Source organism: Herbaspirillum sp. CAH-3 (genome assembly GCF_009668275.1).
Classification (GTDB): domain Bacteria; phylum Pseudomonadota; class Gammaproteobacteria; order Burkholderiales; family Burkholderiaceae_D; genus Herbaspirillum; species Herbaspirillum aquaticum.
The window spans coordinates 41,576-57,262 of the sequence record NZ_VSWE01000012.1; the positions used below are offsets into that span (position 1 = coordinate 41,576).

26 protein-coding genes are annotated in these 15,687 nt (G+C 58.5%); all 26 read right to left on the reverse strand.

The genetic code is table 11. The features are described from left to right. Positions 1-3 precede the first annotated feature (3 nt). The gene (rplO, locus tag FYB76_RS16280) at positions 4-438 is read right to left on the reverse strand and encodes a 50S ribosomal protein L15 (RefSeq protein ID WP_008334147.1); all 435 of its coding nucleotides are present in this window, start codon (positions 436-438) and stop codon (positions 4-6) included. Between the two features lie 26 nt (positions 439-464). After that, positions 465-644: a 50S ribosomal protein L30 gene (gene rpmD / locus FYB76_RS16285; protein ID WP_006464916.1), complete on the reverse strand. Its 180-nt coding sequence runs from the start codon at positions 642-644 to the stop codon at positions 465-467. Between the two features lie 10 nt (positions 645-654). Further along, positions 655-1,173: a 30S ribosomal protein S5 gene (gene rpsE / locus FYB76_RS16290; protein ID WP_006464917.1), complete on the reverse strand. Its 519-nt coding sequence runs from the start codon at positions 1,171-1,173 to the stop codon at positions 655-657. A gap of 12 nt (positions 1,174-1,185) precedes the next feature. After that, positions 1,186-1,548: a 50S ribosomal protein L18 gene (rplR, locus tag FYB76_RS16295; protein ID WP_008334143.1), complete on the reverse strand. Its 363-nt coding sequence runs from the start codon at positions 1,546-1,548 to the stop codon at positions 1,186-1,188. A 12-nt stretch (positions 1,549-1,560) separates the two neighbouring features. Next, positions 1,561-2,094, reverse strand: coding sequence for a 50S ribosomal protein L6 (rplF, locus tag FYB76_RS16300; RefSeq protein ID WP_008334141.1), 534 nt, complete (start codon positions 2,092-2,094; stop codon positions 1,561-1,563). Between the two features lie 10 nt (positions 2,095-2,104). Beyond that, positions 2,105-2,500, reverse strand: a complete 396-nt coding sequence (gene rpsH, locus FYB76_RS16305; RefSeq protein WP_006464920.1) for a 30S ribosomal protein S8 — start codon at positions 2,498-2,500, stop codon at positions 2,105-2,107. 14 nt (positions 2,501-2,514) lie between these two features. Then, positions 2,515-2,820 carry a 30S ribosomal protein S14 gene (gene rpsN, locus FYB76_RS16310; RefSeq protein WP_008334139.1) on the reverse strand — a complete coding sequence of 102 codons (306 nt, stop codon included), beginning with the start codon at positions 2,818-2,820 and terminating at the stop codon, positions 2,515-2,517. 7 nt (positions 2,821-2,827) lie between these two features. Continuing rightward, positions 2,828-3,367, reverse strand: a complete 540-nt coding sequence (gene rplE / locus FYB76_RS16315) for a 50S ribosomal protein L5 (RefSeq protein WP_006464922.1) — start codon at positions 3,365-3,367, stop codon at positions 2,828-2,830. A 5-nt stretch (positions 3,368-3,372) separates the two neighbouring features. Then, positions 3,373-3,687 (reverse strand): 50S ribosomal protein L24, encoded by a 315-nt coding sequence (gene rplX / locus FYB76_RS16320; protein WP_088757384.1) that lies wholly within the window; start codon positions 3,685-3,687, stop codon positions 3,373-3,375. Positions 3,688-3,696: 9 nt separating this feature from the next. Further along, complete coding sequence (rplN, locus tag FYB76_RS16325; RefSeq protein ID WP_006464924.1) at positions 3,697-4,065, reverse strand: 50S ribosomal protein L14; 369 nt, start codon at positions 4,063-4,065, stop codon at positions 3,697-3,699. Between the two features lie 196 nt (positions 4,066-4,261). Then, a complete protein-coding gene (rpsQ, locus tag FYB76_RS16330) occupies positions 4,262-4,534 on the reverse strand; it encodes a 30S ribosomal protein S17 (RefSeq protein WP_034333526.1) in 273 nt (90 codons plus the stop codon). Further along, on the reverse strand, positions 4,531-4,725 hold the full coding sequence (rpmC, locus tag FYB76_RS16335) for a 50S ribosomal protein L29 (RefSeq protein WP_006464926.1): 195 nt from the start codon (positions 4,723-4,725) through the stop codon (positions 4,531-4,533). Before rpmC ends, rpsQ begins: the two co-directional genes overlap by 4 nt. Before the next feature lie 13 nt (positions 4,726-4,738). After that, positions 4,739-5,158 carry a 50S ribosomal protein L16 gene (gene rplP, locus FYB76_RS16340; RefSeq protein ID WP_008334136.1) on the reverse strand — a complete coding sequence of 140 codons (420 nt, stop codon included), beginning with the start codon at positions 5,156-5,158 and terminating at the stop codon, positions 4,739-4,741. A gap of 2 nt (positions 5,159-5,160) precedes the next feature. Further along, positions 5,161-5,979: a 30S ribosomal protein S3 gene (gene rpsC, locus FYB76_RS16345; protein ID WP_013232186.1), complete on the reverse strand. Its 819-nt coding sequence runs from the start codon at positions 5,977-5,979 to the stop codon at positions 5,161-5,163. 9 nt (positions 5,980-5,988) lie between these two features. Further along, entirely contained in the window at positions 5,989-6,321 is a 333-nt protein-coding gene (gene rplV / locus FYB76_RS16350) for a 50S ribosomal protein L22 (protein ID WP_008334132.1), read from the reverse strand. Between the two features lie 6 nt (positions 6,322-6,327). Then, positions 6,328-6,603, reverse strand: coding sequence for a 30S ribosomal protein S19 (gene rpsS, locus FYB76_RS16355; RefSeq protein WP_006464930.1), 276 nt, complete (start codon positions 6,601-6,603; stop codon positions 6,328-6,330). Between the two features lie 10 nt (positions 6,604-6,613). Next, positions 6,614-7,441: a 50S ribosomal protein L2 gene (gene rplB / locus FYB76_RS16360; RefSeq protein ID WP_006464931.1), complete on the reverse strand. Its 828-nt coding sequence runs from the start codon at positions 7,439-7,441 to the stop codon at positions 6,614-6,616. Beyond that, positions 7,441-7,758 (reverse strand): 50S ribosomal protein L23, encoded by a 318-nt coding sequence (gene rplW, locus FYB76_RS16365; RefSeq protein ID WP_006464932.1) that lies wholly within the window; start codon positions 7,756-7,758, stop codon positions 7,441-7,443. Before rplW ends, rplB begins: the two co-directional genes overlap by 1 nt. Next, the gene (gene rplD, locus FYB76_RS16370; protein WP_006464933.1) at positions 7,755-8,375 is read right to left on the reverse strand and encodes a 50S ribosomal protein L4; all 621 of its coding nucleotides are present in this window, start codon (positions 8,373-8,375) and stop codon (positions 7,755-7,757) included. The genes rplW and rplD overlap by 4 nt, the downstream gene beginning before the upstream one ends. 2 nt (positions 8,376-8,377) lie before the next feature. Then, positions 8,378-9,046 (reverse strand): 50S ribosomal protein L3, encoded by a 669-nt coding sequence (gene rplC, locus FYB76_RS16375; RefSeq protein ID WP_013232185.1) that lies wholly within the window; start codon positions 9,044-9,046, stop codon positions 8,378-8,380. A 151-nt stretch (positions 9,047-9,197) separates the two neighbouring features. Then, entirely contained in the window at positions 9,198-9,515 is a 318-nt protein-coding gene (rpsJ, locus tag FYB76_RS16380) for a 30S ribosomal protein S10 (RefSeq protein ID WP_006464935.1), read from the reverse strand. 98 nt (positions 9,516-9,613) lie between these two features. Further along, positions 9,614-10,804 carry an elongation factor Tu gene (gene tuf, locus FYB76_RS16385; RefSeq protein WP_008334097.1) on the reverse strand — a complete coding sequence of 397 codons (1,191 nt, stop codon included), beginning with the start codon at positions 10,802-10,804 and terminating at the stop codon, positions 9,614-9,616. 109 nt (positions 10,805-10,913) lie between these two features. Next, positions 10,914-13,019, reverse strand: a complete 2,106-nt coding sequence (gene fusA / locus FYB76_RS16390) for an elongation factor G (protein ID WP_013232184.1) — start codon at positions 13,017-13,019, stop codon at positions 10,914-10,916. Between the two features lie 126 nt (positions 13,020-13,145). Further along, complete coding sequence (gene rpsG, locus FYB76_RS16395) at positions 13,146-13,616, reverse strand: 30S ribosomal protein S7 (RefSeq protein ID WP_006465489.1); 471 nt, start codon at positions 13,614-13,616, stop codon at positions 13,146-13,148. 158 nt (positions 13,617-13,774) lie between these two features. Then, positions 13,775-14,158, reverse strand: a complete 384-nt coding sequence (gene rpsL / locus FYB76_RS16400; protein ID WP_006465490.1) for a 30S ribosomal protein S12 — start codon at positions 14,156-14,158, stop codon at positions 13,775-13,777. Between the two features lie 353 nt (positions 14,159-14,511). Continuing rightward, entirely contained in the window at positions 14,512-15,669 is a 1,158-nt protein-coding gene (locus FYB76_RS16405; protein WP_154134295.1) for a hemin-degrading factor, read from the reverse strand. Positions 15,670-15,687 lie beyond the last annotated feature (18 nt).

Consider the following 15,687-nt stretch of genomic DNA (forward strand, 5'->3'; position numbering starts at 1 on the left):
GGATCACTCAGCGATGGAACCACCGGCAGCTTCGATAGCGGCCTTGGCACCAGCGGTTGCGATCAGACCCTTGACGGTTACCTTCTTGGTCAGTTCGCCAGCCTTGATGATACGCACGACACGAGCCAGTTCCGACACGAGGCCGGCTTGCTTCAGTGCCAGGACGTCGATCTCGGCGACGGGCAGCTTTTCCAGGTCGGACAGGCGCACTTCAGCCTTGTAAGGCGTAGCCAGCGACTTGAAACCGCGCTTGGGCAGACGACGTTGCAGGGGCATCTGGCCGCCTTCAAAGCCGACCTTGTGGAAACCGCCCGAACGCGACTTCTGACCCTTGTGGCCGCGACCAGCGGTCTTGCCCAGGCCAGAGCCGATACCACGACCGACGCGACGCTTAGCGTGCTTGGCGCCGTCTGCGGGTTGGATAGTGTTTAATTGCATGATTCGCTCCGTTCGCAAGCCGAGGCTTACGACACAACTTTCACAAGATAGGACACTTTGTTGATCATGCCGCGCACCGACGGGGTGTCTTCCAGTTCGGACACCGAGTTGACGCGACGCAGACCCAGACCGCGCACGGTAGCGCGGTGGTCCTGACGAGTACCGATCAGACCCTTGACCAGCTTGACTTTGATTGTGTTAGCCATCTCGATCACCTTAGCCCAGGATTTCTTCGACCGACTTGCCGCGCTTGGCAGCAATTTCAGCCGGAGTGTTCATCTTCGACAGACCGTCCAGGGTGGCACGGACCATGTTGTAGGGGTTGGTCGAACCGGTCGACTTGGCCACCACGTTGGTCACGCCCATCACCTCGAAGATCGCGCGCATCGGACCGCCGGCGATGACGCCAGTACCGTCCTTGGCCGGCGAGATCATCACAGACGAAGCGCCGTGCTTGCCGATGACGGTGTGTTGCACGGTACCGTTCTTCAGGGTCACCTTGATCAGCTTGCGACGAGCTTCTTCCATCGCCTTCTGCACGGCCACGGGCACTTCCTTGGACTTGCCCTTGCCCATGCCGATACGGCCATCGCCGTCACCGACCACTGCCAGCGCTGCGAAACCCATGATGCGGCCGCCCTTCACCACCTTGGTGACGCGGTTGACCGCGATCATTTTTTCGCGCATGCCGTCATCAGGCTTGTCGCTTTGCGTTTTCGATTGCATTTTTGCCATGATCGATAATCCTTAGAACTTCAGGCCGGCTTCACGCGCAGCCTCAGCCAGCGCCTTGACGCGACCGTGATAACGGAAACCGGAGCGGTCGAATGCGACTTCAGTCACACCGGCCTTCAGAGCCTTCTCCGCCACGCGCTTGCCGATCAGGGCAGCAGCGGCAGCATTGCCGCCCTTGCCGGTCTGACCTGCCAGCTGGGCGCGGACTTCTGCTTCCAGGGTGGAAGCGGAAGCCAGCACGTTGGCGTCGGGGCCGATGACGCTGGCGTAGATGTGCGTGTTGGTACGGTGCACAGCCAGACGATTCACCTTCAGTTCTGCGATCTTGGCGCGAGTCTGAGTCGCACGGCGCAGGCGAGATTGTTTCTTGTCCATCGTCAACCCCTATTACTTCTTCTTGGTTTCTTTGAGCGTCACCACTTCGTCAGCGTAGCGCACACCCTTGCCCTTGTAGGGTTCGGGTTCGCGGTACGCGCGAATTTCAGCGGCGACCTGGCCAACCACCTGGCGATCGATACCCTTGATCAGGATTTCGGTCTGGGTCGGGGTCTCAACCTTGATGCCGGCGGGCATCTGGTGAACGATGGGGTGTGAGAAGCCCAGCGACAGGTTCAGCTTGTCGCCTTGTGCTTGTGCACGGAAACCCACGCCAACCAGGTTCAGCTTCTTTTCGAAGCCCTTGGTGACGCCGTTGACCATGTTGTTGACCAGAGCACGCAGGGTGCCCGACATCGCGTTGGCTTCGCGGCTGTCATCAGCCACTTCGAAGCTCAGCGAGCCATTGTTGTTGACCACCTTGACCTTCTTGGTCAGCGGTTGGGTCAAGGAGCCCAGCGGGCCCTTGACGGTGATTTGCTCTGCAGTGATGGTCGCTTCCGCGCCATTCGGCAGTGCAACAGGCATTTTACCTACACGAGACATCTTGCACTCCTTAGGCCACGTAGCAAATCACTTCGCCACCGACACCGGTTGCGCGTGCTTTGCGATCAGTCATCACGCCGCGCGGGGTGGACACGATTGCCACACCCAGGCCGTTCATGACGTTGGGGATATCGTCCTTGCCCTTGTAGATGCGCAGACCCGGACGGGACACGCGCTCCAGGCGCTCGATGACCGGACGGCCAGCGTAATACTTCAAACCGATTTTCAATTCAGCCTTGCCATCAGCGGCAACAACGGCGAAATCTTCGATATAGCCCTCGTCCTTGAGGACGTTGGCAATGGCGACCTTCACTTTGGAAGACGGCATGACGACGGTAGTCTTGTTCACGCCTTGCGCATTGCGGATACGGGTCAGCATATCGGCGATAGGATCGCTCATACTCATTGCTTCTTCTCCTATTACCAGCTAGCTTTGGTCAAACCCGGGATTTCGCCGCGCATGGCGATTTCACGGACCTTGATACGGCCCAATCCGAACTTGCGGAAAGTACCACGGGGACGGCCAGTCAGTGCGCAACGGTTGCGCTGACGGGTCGGAGCGGAGTTACGCGGCAGAGCCTGCAGCTTCAGGCGGGCTTCGTAACGCTCTTCTTCCGACTTCGATTGGTCGTCGATAATAGCCTTCAACTCGGCGCGCTTGGCAGCATACTTCTTCACCATTTCTGCGCGCTTCTGTTCACGGTTAATCAGTGCCAGTTTTGCCATGGCATCCTCAGTTTCTGAACGGGAATTTAAATGCGGCGAGAAGCGCCTTCGCTTCGTCGTCGGTCTTTGCAGTCGTGGTGATGCTGATGTTCATGCCACGCAGTGCATCGATCTTGTCGTACTCAATTTCGGGGAAGATGATCTGCTCTTTCACACCGATGTTGTAGTTGCCACGACCATCGAACGCACGACCCGACACGCCACGGAAGTCACGCACGCGCGGCAGGGCCACGGTGATCAGACGATCCAGGAATTCGTACATGCGGGCGCCACGCAGGGTCACCATGCAACCGATCGGGTAGCCTTCGCGGATCTTGAAACCTGCGATAGCCTTGCGAGCCTTGGTCACCACCGGCTTCTGGCCAGCAATCTTGGTCAGATCGCCAACGGCGTGCTCGATGATCTTCTTGTCCGCAACTGCTTCGGACAGACCCATGTTCAGGGTGATCTTCAGGATGCGCGGAACTTCCATCACCGACTTGTACGAATACTTCGTAGTCAGATCGGCGACGACCTTATCTTTATAAAACTGTTGAAGACGTGCCATGATGTTTAAACCTTAACGACTTCGCCGTTGGACTTGAAAGCGCGGACCTTCTTGCCGTCCACTTCCTTGTAAGCCACACGATCTGCCTTGCCGGTCGCAGCGTTGAACAACGCGACGTTCGACACATGAATTGGCATCAGCTTATCGACGATGCCGCCAGTTGCACCCGTCATCGGGTTCGGACGGGTCGCCTTCTTTGCGACGTTCACGCCTTCCACGACGACATAATCGGTCCCGACGCGAGCAGTCACGACACCGCGCTTGCCCTTGTCTTTGCCGGTCAACACGATGACTTCATCGTTTTTACGAATCTTTGCCATGACCACTCCTTACAGAACTTCAGGCGCCAGGGAGACGATCTTCATGAAGCGCTCTGTACGCAGCTCACGAGTCACCGGCCCAAAGATACGGGTGCCGATGGGCTCCAGCTTGGCGTTCAGCAGGACGGCAGCATTACCATCGAACTTGACCAGCGAACCATCCTGACGACGCACGCCCTTGGCGGTGCGAACGACGACAGCGTTATAAATTTCACCCTTCTTGACGCGACCACGCGGTGCTGCGCTCTTGACAGTAACCTTGATCACATCGCCAATGCCCGCATAGCGGCGCTTGGAACCACCCAAGACCTTGATGCACAGAACTTCGCGCGCACCAGTGTTGTCGGCCACTTCGAGCCGGCTTTCAGTTTGAATCATGATATTTTCTTTCCCAACTTAATCCGCTTCGCAGGATGCGCTGGCGGTCAGTCTTGGTCCTGTTAGCAAGCGAACTCGCTAGTTAGGGGACGAATAGAGCTACTCTTGAGTCTTCCTCTGCAAACTTTGTTTTGCAAAGAAAGAGCTCGATATTATGGCACCATAATATCGAGCACGCAAGTACTACCTTTACTGCTTAAACGATTTGTGCTTCCTGCACCACACGGGTCACAGTCCACGCCTTCGTCTTGGAGATCGGACGGCTTTCGGTGATTTCCACCACATCGCCGGCCTTCGCCGTGTTTTGCTCATCATGCGCATGGTACTTCTTGGTGCGCTTGATGATCTTGCCGTACAGCGGGTGCTTCATTTGACGCTCGATTTCGACAGTGACGGTCTTATCCATCTTGTCCGACACAACTTTGCCAATCAGCGTGCGCTTGAGCGCTTGTTTCACTTGATCGTTCATTGTTGGCCATCCTTCGAGTTGATCACAGTTTTCACACGTGCGATGTCGCGACGTACCTTCTTCAGCTGTGCGGTATTGTTCAGTTGCTGGGTCGCAATTTGCATGCGCAGGCTGAACTGAGCTTTCAACAGCTCGCCCAGTTCCTTTTCCAGTCCTGCCTTGTCCTTACCGCGGAGTTCAGATGCTTTCATGTTCCGCTCCTAATTATTGACCGACTTGGCGAACAACGAAAGTCGTCGACAGCGGCAATTTGGCAGCAGCCAAACGGAACGCCTCGCGCGCCAGGGCTTCGTCCACACCGTCCATCTCGTACAGTACCTTACCCGGCTGGATTTCAGCCACGTAGTACTCCGGATTACCCTTACCGTTACCCATACGCACTTCTGCGGGCTTCTGGGAAATTGGCTTGTCCGGGAAAACGCGGATCCAGATACGACCACCGCGCTTGATGTGACGGGTCATCGCACGACGAGCAGCTTCGATCTGACGGGCAGTGATACGGCCGCGGCCGGTTGCCTTCAGACCAAAATCGCCGAACGAGACGGCGGTTCCGCGGGTGTGCGAAATGCCGGTGTTACGACCTTTTTGTTCTTTACGATATTTTCTACGTGCTGGTTGCAGCATGATTATTCTCCTGCTTTCTCAGCCGACACACCGGCATCGGCAGCTTGAGGACGACCACCGCCACGCTTTGCACCGGCGCCAGGAGCACCAGTCTTGGAGCGGGGACGTGCACCCGGCTTGCCGTCGTCACGACGGGGACCACGACGCTTCTTGTCGTCTTCCGGTTCGCCGACCAGCACCGGCGATTCGCCGTTTGCCAGGCGATCGCCCTTGTAGACCCACACCTTCACACCGATGATGCCGTAGGTGGTTTCAGCTTCGCCGAAGCCATAGTCGATATCGGCGCGCAGGGTGTGCAGGGGCACACGGCCTTCACGGTACCATTCGGTACGTGCGATTTCGATGCCGTTCAGACGACCCGAGGACATGATCTTGATGCCTTGGGCGCCCAGGCGCATGGCGTTCTGCATCGCACGCTTCATGGCGCGACGGAACATGATGCGCTTTTCCAGCTGCTGGCAGATCGAGTCAGCGATCAGCTGAGCATCGGCTTCCGGCTTGCGGATTTCTTCGATGTTGACGTGCACGGGCACGCCCATCAGCTTGGCCAGTGCCGACTTCAGCACTTCGATGTCCTCGCCCTTCTTGCCGATCACAACGCCCGGACGGGAGCTGTAAATGGTGATGCGGGCGTTCTTGGCCGGACGCTCGATGACCACTCGGCCAACCGAAGCGTTCTTCAGCTTCTTCTTCAGGTAAGCACGGACCTTCAGGTCCTCGTTGAGCATGTCGGCAAAGTTGTTGTTGCCTGCATACCAACGCGAGCCCCAGTTACGCGTAACCGCCAGACGGAAACCGGTTGGATGAATCTTCTGTCCCATCGTGACTCCTTAGTTTCCGACGGTCACGTAAATGTGACACGACTGCTTGGAAATACGATCACCACGGCCCTTAGCACGCGCCGTGAAGCGCTTGAGGACCGCACCCTTTTCCACATAAATGGTCTTGACTTTCAGCTCGTCAATGTCGGCACCATCGTTGTGTTCGGCGTTCGCGATTGCGGACTCCAGAACCTTCTTGATGATGACCGCGCCCTTCTTGGGGCTGAAGGCCAAGATATTCAGTGCCTGATCAACTTTTTTACCGCGGATCAGGTCTGCAACCAGGCGGCCTTTCTGGGCCGACAGGTGCACACCGCGCAGAGTAGCTTTAGTTTCCATCATAGGACCTTATTTCTTAGCCTTCTTATCGGCAGCGTGACCCTTGAAAGTACGGGTCAGCGCGAATTCGCCGAGCTTGTGACCAACCATGTTTTCCGACACATAGACCGGCACGTGTGCCTTGCCATTGTGCACGGCAATCGTCAGGCCGATGAAGTCCGGCATGATGGTCGAACGACGCGACCAGGTCTTGATCGGCTTCTTGTCCTTGGTCGCCTGGGCAGCCTCAACCTTTTTCACCAGGTGGGCGTCGCAGAAAGGACCTTTTTTCAATGAACGTGTCATGTTTTATCCTTTATTTCTTGCCGCGACGCGAGACAATCATCGAAGTCGTACGCTTGTTGCTACGAGTCTTCTTGCCCTTGGTCTGCTGGCCCCACGGGGAAACCGGGTGACGACCAGCGGCGGTCTTGCCTTCACCACCACCGTGCGGGTGATCCACCGGGTTCATGACAACGCCACGAACGGTCGGACGCACACCGCGCCAACGGGTTGCACCGGCCTTACCGATCTTGCGCAGGTTGTGCTCGCCGTTACCGACTTCACCGATGGTGGCGCGGCATTCGATGTGAACGCGACGCACTTCACCGGAGCGCAGACGAACCTGGGCGTAGGTGCCTTCACGTGCCATCAGCACGACAGCGGCGCCAGCGGTACGGGCGATTTGCGCGCCCTTGCCCGGCAGCATTTCCACGCAGTGGATGGTGGTACCGACGGGGATGTTGCGGATCGGCAGGGTGTTGCCCGACTTGATCGGAGCTTCAGAACCGCTGATCAGCTGATCGCCAACCGACACGCCCTTGGGAGCGATGATGTATTTGCGCTCGCCGTCCGCGTAGCACAGCAGTGCGATGTGCGCGGTACGGTTCGGGTCGTATTCGATACGCTCAACCTTGGCAGGGATACCATCCTTGTTGCGACGGAAGTCGACAACACGGTAGTGCTGCTTGTGACCACCGCCGATGTGGCGGGTGGTGATGTGGCCGTTGTTGTTACGGCCGGCGGTCTTGGACTTCTTTTCGACCAGCGATGCCAGCGGACGGCCCTTGTACAGGTCGGGATTGACGACCTTGACCATGCCGCGCCGACCGGGCGAGGTCGGCTTCACTTTTACGAGTGCCATTATTTAGCCTCCTCGGTGAAGTTGATTTCTTGACCCGGCTTCAGGCTGACGAAAGCACGGCGGGTGTGGTTGCGGCGGCCCATACCGTTGCGCGAGCGCTTCTGCTTGCCCTGACGGTTGGCGACTTGCACCGATTCCACTTCCACCTTGAACAGCAGTTCGACGGCGGCCTTGACTTCCAGCTTGGTGGCGTCCTTGGCGACCAGGAAGACGACTTGCTCGTTCTTCTCGGCGACAAAGGTTGCCTTTTCGGAGATCACCGGTGCCAGCAGCACCTTCATCAGGCGCTCTTCGCTATGTTTCACGATTGCGTTCATGCCAGCAACTCCTCAATCTTTGCCAGAGCCGGCTTGGTGATCAAGACATTCTTGAAGTACACCAGCGACACGGGATCAGCTTGACGCGGCTCGACCACCAGCACGCCCGGCAGGTTGCGCGAGGCCAGCAGCAGCTTTTCGTCCAGGCTGTCGGTAATAACCAGCACCGATTCCATGCCCATGCCCTTCAACTTCTGGGCCAGCAGCTTGGTCTTCGGGGCTTCGACGGCGAACTCTTCGACGACCGACAGGCGGCCTTCACGAGCCAACTGGGACAGGATCGAGCAGACACCTGCGCGATACATCTTCTTGTTGACCTTGTGGGTGAAGTTTTCGTCAGGCGAGTTCGGGAAGATACGGCCACCACCGCGCCACAGAGGCGACGAGGACATACCGGCACGTGCACGGCCAGTACCCTTTTGACGCCAGGGCTTCTTGGTGGTGTGGCTGACTTCTTCACGATCCTTTTGCTTGCGGTTGCCGCTACGAGCGTTGGCTTGGTAGGCAACCACGACCTGGTGGATCAGGGCTTCGTTGTAGTCACGACCGAAAATGGTATCCGGTGCGGCGACGTTCGAAGCAGCTTGACCTTGGTCATTCAGGAGCTTCAGTTCCATTATTAAGCCCCCTTCTTCGCTTTGACTTTGACTGCCGGCGAAACGATCACTTGACCGTTCTTGGCGCCAGGAACGGCACCCTTGACCAGCAGCAGCTGACGCTCTGCGTCCACACGGGCGATTTCCAGGTTCTGGACGGTGGTCTTGACATCACCCAGATGACCGGTCATGCGCTTGCCGGGGAACACGCGGCCCGGATCCTGCGCCATACCGATGGAGCCAGGAACGTTGTGCGAGCGGGAGTTACCGTGGGTCGCGCGACCCGACGAGAAGTTGTAACGCTTGATGGTACCGGCGTAGCCCTTACCGATCGACACGCCTTGCACGTCGACTTTCTGGCCAGCTTCAAACATGCCGATGCCAACGACGTCGCCAGCCTTCAGTTCGGCAGCCTTGGAAGCGTCAACACGGAATTCTTTGAGGACAGTACCTGCCTCGACGCCAGCTTTGGCGAAGTGGCCGGCGGCGGCTTTCACCACGCGCGAAGCGCGGCGTTGACCGAAGGTCACCTGAACAGCGGAATAACCATCCACTTCAGGCGTTTTGATTTGAGTCACGCGGTTGTTGGACACGTCCAGCACGGTCACAGGGATCGAATCCCCATCTTCCGTGAAGATGCGCATCATACCAACCTTGCGACCAACAAGGCCCAGGCTCATTGTTTTCTCCATTCCCGCCTGCGATTGGGCGGGGCTGATGTTCGTACTACCATAAATTATGGGTCTTGCAAACGCAAAACCCACATCGAAGCCGAGCATTATAGCCCGTAAAACAAAAGCGCACAACCGAGGTTGTGCGCTTTTCCAACACTATGCCAGCTGATTACTGCAGCTTGATTTCAACATCAACGCCAGCGGGCAGGTCCAGCTTCATCAATGCGTCAACCGTCTTGTCGGTCGGATCGACGATATCCATCAGGCGCTGATGGGTACGGATTTCGAACTGATCGCGGGAGGTCTTGTTGACGTGCGGCGAACGCAGGACGTCGAAGCGCTGGATGCGGGTCGGCAGGGGAACCGGGCCCTTGACGACAGCGCCGGTACGCTTGGCGGTGTCAACGATTTCCAGTGCGGACTGGTCGATCAGACGATAGTCGAAAGCTTTCAGACGGATACGGATTTTTTGGCTAGGAACCGACATGATTTTCCTTTAAAGAACGAACCGGGGATGGGGATCATCCCCGGCGATGTTAAAAATGCGACTAGTGTTACTGGGTACTGCTACTGCTGATCCGACGATCAGTCGAAGATCTTGGCAACCACGCCGGCTCCGACGGTACGGCCGCCTTCACGGATAGCGAAGCGCAGGCCTTCTTCCATGGCGATCGGGTTGATCAGTTGCACGGTGATCGACACGTTGTCGCCCGGCATGACCATTTCCTTGTCCTTCGGCAGTTCGATCGCACCGGTCACGTCGGTGGTACGGAAGTAGAACTGCGGACGGTAGTTGTTGAAGAACGGGGTGTGACGGCCGCCTTCATCCTTCGACAGAACATAGATCTCGCCGGTGAAGTGCTTGTGCGGCTTGATCGAACCCGGCTTGGCCAGAACCTGGCCACGCTGCACGTCTTCACGCTTGGTGCCGCGCAGCAGCACGCCAACGTTGTCGCCAGCTTGACCTTGGTCCAGCAGCTTGCGGAACATTTCCACGCCGGTGCAGGTGGTCTTCTGGGTGTCAGCGATACCGACGATTTCGATTTCTTCGCCGACCTTGATGATGCCGCGCTCAACGCGACCGGTCACCACGGTGCCACGGCCGGAGATCGAGAACACGTCTTCCACCGGCATCAGGAAGGTACCGTCAACGGCACGTTCCGGGGTCGGGATGTAGGTGTCCAGGGCTTCTGCCAGGGCCATGATGGCTTGTTCGCCCAGGGGACCGGTGTCGCCTTCCAGCGCCAGCTTGGCCGAACCCTTCACGATGGGCAGGTCGTCGCCAGGGAACTCGTACTTCGACAGCAGTTCGCGGACTTCCATTTCCACCAGTTCCAGCAGCTCAGCGTCGTCCACCATGTCAGCCTTGTTCAGGAAGACGATGATGTAAGGAACGCCAACCTGGCGCGACAGCAGGATGTGTTCGCGGGTCTGCGGCATCGGGCCGTCAGCGGCCGAGCACACCAGGATCGCGCCGTCCATCTGGGCTGCGCCGGTGATCATGTTCTTCACATAGTCGGCGTGGCCTGGGCAGTCAACGTGCGCGTAGTGACGGTTCGCGGTTTCGTATTCGACGTGCGCGGTGTTGATGGTGATGCCGCGTGCCTTCTCTTCAGGCGCTGCGTCGATCTGGTCGTAGGCCTTCGCTTCGCCGCCGAACTTCTTCGACAGAACGGTTGCGATTGCAGCGGTCAGGGTGGTCTTGCCGTGGTCAACGTGACCGATGGTGCCGACGTTCACGTGCGGCTTGGTCCGTTCAAACTTGCCTTTTGCCATTTTAAATTTCCTTCAAAAGAACGATATGTTCGATGTTCAATATTCAATGTGTGGCCGGTGATCCAGCCAGCGATCCCCTCCACTCGGAAGGGATCGCCATTCCTGCAACTTACTTGGCCTTGGAAGTGACGATTGCGTCGATCACGTTCTTGGGCGCTTCGGAGTAGTGCTTGAATTCCATCGAGTAGGTTGCACGGCCTTGGGTAGCCGAACGCAGCGTGGTCGAGTAACCAAACATTTCCGACAGGGGCACTTCAGCCTTGATGATCTTGCCACCACCGCCGGCGATTTCATCCATGCCCTGGACCATGCCACGGCGGGAGGACAGGTCGCCCATCACGGTACCGGCGTAATCTTCCGGGGTTTCCACTTCGACAGCCATCATCGGTTCCAGGATGACGGGGCTGGCGCGGCGGCAACCTTCCTTGAAGGCCATCGAACCGGCCATGCGGAAGGCGTTTTCGTTCGAGTCCACATCGTGGTACGAACCGAAGAACAGGGTGACCTTGACGTCAACGACAGGGTAACCAGCCAGCACGCCGGTATTCAGGGTTTCACGCACGCCCTTTTCAACGGCGGGGATGAATTCGCGAGGAACGGTACCGCCCTTGATCGCGTCGACGAACTCGAAGCCCTTGCCGGCTTCTTGCGGCTCGATCTTCAGGACGACGTGACCGTACTGACCACGACCACCCGACTGCTTGACGAACTTGCCTTCGGACTCTTCGCAGGTCTTGCGGATGGTTTCGCGGTAAGCCACTTGCGGCTTGCCGACGGTGGCTTCCACGTTGAATTCGCGCTTCATGCGGTCAACGATGATGTCCAGGTGCAGCTCGCCCATACCGGCGATGATGGTCTGGCCCGATTCTTCGTCGGTACGCACGCGGAACGACGGATCTTCAGCAGCCAGGCGGTTCAGGGCCAGGCCCATCTTTTCCTGGTCGGCCTTGGTCTTGGGTTCCACAGCCTGCGAGATCACCGGCTCGGGGAAGACCATGCGCTCCAGCACGACCATTGCCTTGTCGTCGCACAGGGTGTCACCGGTGGTGGTGTCCTTCAGGCCCACGACGGCGGCGATGTCACCGGCCATCATTTCCTTGATTTCTTCACGCTGGTTGGCGTGCATCTGAACGATACGGCCGATACGTTCCTTCTTCGACTTCACCGAGTTCAGCACGGTGTCGCCCGAGTTCAGGGTACCGGAGTAGCAACGGATGAAGCACAGCTGGCCCACGAACGGGTCGGTGGCGATCTTGAAGGCCAGGGCGGAGAACTTCTCGTCGTCCTTGGCTTCGCGCACGACCGGCTCGTCGTCTTCGTTCAGGCCCGGAACCGGGGGGATGTCCACCGGCGACGGCAGGTACTCAACCACGCCGTCCAGCATGGCTTGCACGCCCTTGTTCTTGAAGGCGGTGCCGCACATCATCGGGACGATTTCGCCGGAGATGGTGCGTTGACGGATCGCGCCCTTGATTTCGGCTTCGGTCAGGTCGCCTTCTTCCAGGTACTTGTTCATCAGGTCTTCCGATGCTTCAGCAGCGGTTTCGACCAGGTTTTCACGCCACTTCTGCGCGTCAGCCTTCAGGTGCTCGGGGATGTCGCGGTAGTCGAACTTCATGCCCTGGGAAGCGTCGTCCCAGTAGATTGCGCGCATCTTGACCAGGTCGATCACGCCTTCGAAGTTTTCTTCGGCGCCGATAGGCACTTGCATCGGGATCGGGTTGGCCTTCAGGCGAGCACGCATCTGCTCGTAGACCTTGAAGAAGTTGGCACCGGTACGGTCCATCTTGTTGACGAAGGCCAGACGCGGGACCTTGTACTTGTTGGCCTGACGCCACACGGTTTCCGACTGCGGCTGCACGCCGCCCACTGCACAGTAGACCATGCAGGCGCCGTCGAGCACGCGCATCGAACGTTCCACTTCGATGGTGAAGTCAACGTGACCCGGGGTGTCGATGATGTTGATGTGGTGGGCGGGGAAGTTGTTCGCCATGCCCTTCCAGTAACAGGTGGTAGCAGCCGAGGTGATGGTGATACCACGCTCTTGTTCCTGCTCCATCCAGTCCATGGTGGCGGCGCCGTCGTGCACTTCACCGATCTTGTGGTTCACACCGGTGTAGAACAGCACGCGCTCGGTCGTGGTGGTCTTGCCAGCATCGATGTGCGCGGAGATACCGATGTTGCGGTAGCGCTCAATGGGGGTCTTGCGAGCCATGATTTATTCCTAAGTCTTTAATGCACGAAACCGAGCGTCATTTTTTTCAAATAAACGCTCGGCTCGAACCAATTTAGATGCAGGCCAGGAAACACCCGGATAGGGTCCGCCCCAGCCCAGTCTTGATTAGAAGCGGAAGTGCGAGAACGCCTTGTTCGCTTCTGCCATACGGTGCACTTCATCACGACGCTTCATGGCGCCACCACGGCCTTCGGCGGCTTCCATCAGTTCACCACCCAGGCGCTGCGGCATCGACTTTTCGCTGCGCTTGTTGGCGGCTTCACGCAGCCAGCGCATCGACAGGGCCATACGGCGCACCGGACGCACTTCAACGGGCACCTGGTAGTTGGCGCCACCGACGCGGCGGGACTTCACTTCCACCATCGGCTTGCAGTTGTTCAGGGCTGCGGAGAACACTTCCAGCGGGTCCTTGCCCGACTTGGTCTGGATGTAGTCGAAGGCACCGTAGATGATGTTTTCAGCGACGGACTTCTTGCCCGACAGCATCAGCACGTTCACAAACTTGGCGACTTCAACGTTGCCGAACTTCGGATCCGGCAGAATTTCCCGCTTGGGGACTTCACGACGACGTGGCATTTCGATTCCTTTCAATCTTCAGTTGAGTGGGCGAACCCTGCTTCAACTTCGCCTGCACTCGCGGAGAGCCATCATGGCTTCCACTTACTCGGCCCAACCTGGACCGACTCTGAGTCTGTTCACACGACGCGCGAAAGCGTCATGATAAACACCAATTATTACTTCTTCGCTGCCTTGGCGCGCTTGGCACCGTACTTCGAGCGAGCTTGCTTACGATCCTTGACGCCCTGGGTATCCAGTGCACCGCGAACCATGTGGTAACGCACACCCGGCAAGTCCTTCACACGGCCGCCGCGGATCAGCACGACGCTGTGTTCTTGCAGGTTGTGGCCTTCACCGCCGATGTACGAAATGACTTCGAAACCGTTGGTCAGGCGCACCTTGGCCACCTTACGCAGCGCCGAGTTCGGCTTCTTCGGGGTGGTGGTGTACACGCGGGTGCAGACACCGCGCTTTTGCGGGCTGTTTTCCAGCGCCGGCGACTTGCTCTTCACGATCGCGCGGACACGTGGTTTGCTAATCAGTTGATTGATGGTTGGCATCGTTTTAATCCAACAAAGTACAACATTGAAAACAGGTTCCGGAATCGGTTGCCCGGAACCACACAGGAAACTCTTGTGCGCAAGACAATGCGCAAATCGGATTTAAGACCGCAAGGGAAGGTAGCGTCGCAGAAGCGATGTTTCAGACCAAAGAACGCATAAGCCCGGGAGAGCCTAAATTCGAGAACTCGCGAGTGTACGCCGGAATGTCCAGCGGGTCAACCCGAACGGGGCTGCCGCGCCGAATTGACGCGGTTTATGGCCATTTCGCCACGGTTTACAGGTGGCGAAATGGCAATGTTTTCCCTCATGCAAAAGTTGAGTGCAGTTGCTCCGTTGCCTGGGGGACAAGTTCAGCCGCGCGGCAGTGCCTCGACCATGTTGCGCCACTGCATCGTCTCTGGCTGGCCTCGGTCGCGGCGGGAGAAGAAGTTGACGATCTGCTTCCCCTGCGCATCGTAGAACTCCACTGAAGTGATCATGCCGTGATCAGTCGGGCGGCGCACCACCCAGCCGTGATCCACCGCCTTGGCGCGCAGGTGCAGGTTGAAATCCGGATCGAGGACGTTGTACCAGTCACCGGCCACCGCAGTCTTGCCGATCAGGCCACTGTAGATCTGCGTCATGCCGCCATTGCTGACGAACACCATGATGGGCTGCTGGCGTTGCCTGGCCTCCTCCAGCAGCGCCTGGGCCGCCTGGGGTGCGATGCGCCAGGCCGACTCCGGGCCGATGAGCTGCAGCGCCTGTTGGCGGGTCAGCTTGAGCTCGCGCAGCAGGCGCGGAAACTGGTGCACGTCGGTCAGCTCCTGCCAGGACTGGCGCAGTTCGCGGATCGCCTCGGCACCGGGGGGCGTGGCCTGCTGCGTGGCCGCCGTTCCCGGGCCAGGCTCGAGGTTCAAGGCGGCCTGTTGATCGGGCAGCCTGAAGTCCGCCACCAGGCGATCGAATTGCGCCACGTGTTGCTCATTGTCGAGATAGACCTTGTGCACCGCATCGCCCTGGCGATCGAAGAACTGCAGGCTGCGGCTGGTCTTGCCATCCCGCCCAGCTTGTACCACCGCAAAGGCGCTGCCCCATCGGGTCGTGGCGAAGCGCAGGTCGATGGGTCCGCCGGCGAAGCCGGTACCGGGGATCACCCTGCCCTGCTCATCGCGTTTGACGAGCGCCACCTCTCCGCTGCGTTCCAGTACGGCGTCTTCGTTGCGGGTAATGGCCTTGATGCGGCCCAGCTCCGGCAGACGCTCGAACAGGGCCTCGATATCGGCCGGGTCCCCCTTGAGGCGCACGGCATTGCGCCCGACCTGGGTGGCCAGCAAGGCCGATTCTTTGACACCGAGTTCACGTGCGGCATCTCGGGTATGAAGTTTTGGCTGCGAACGCTGCAACTCTGTCCAGCGTTCGGACAAGGATGGCTGCGTCGCGCAGCCAGCGGCGGCCAATGTCGTGGCCAGCAAGAGGACCAGGGAGGTACGACGCAACGCGGGGCGGGCGATGATGTGCTTGCTCATGGAATTCCTTCAGGATGA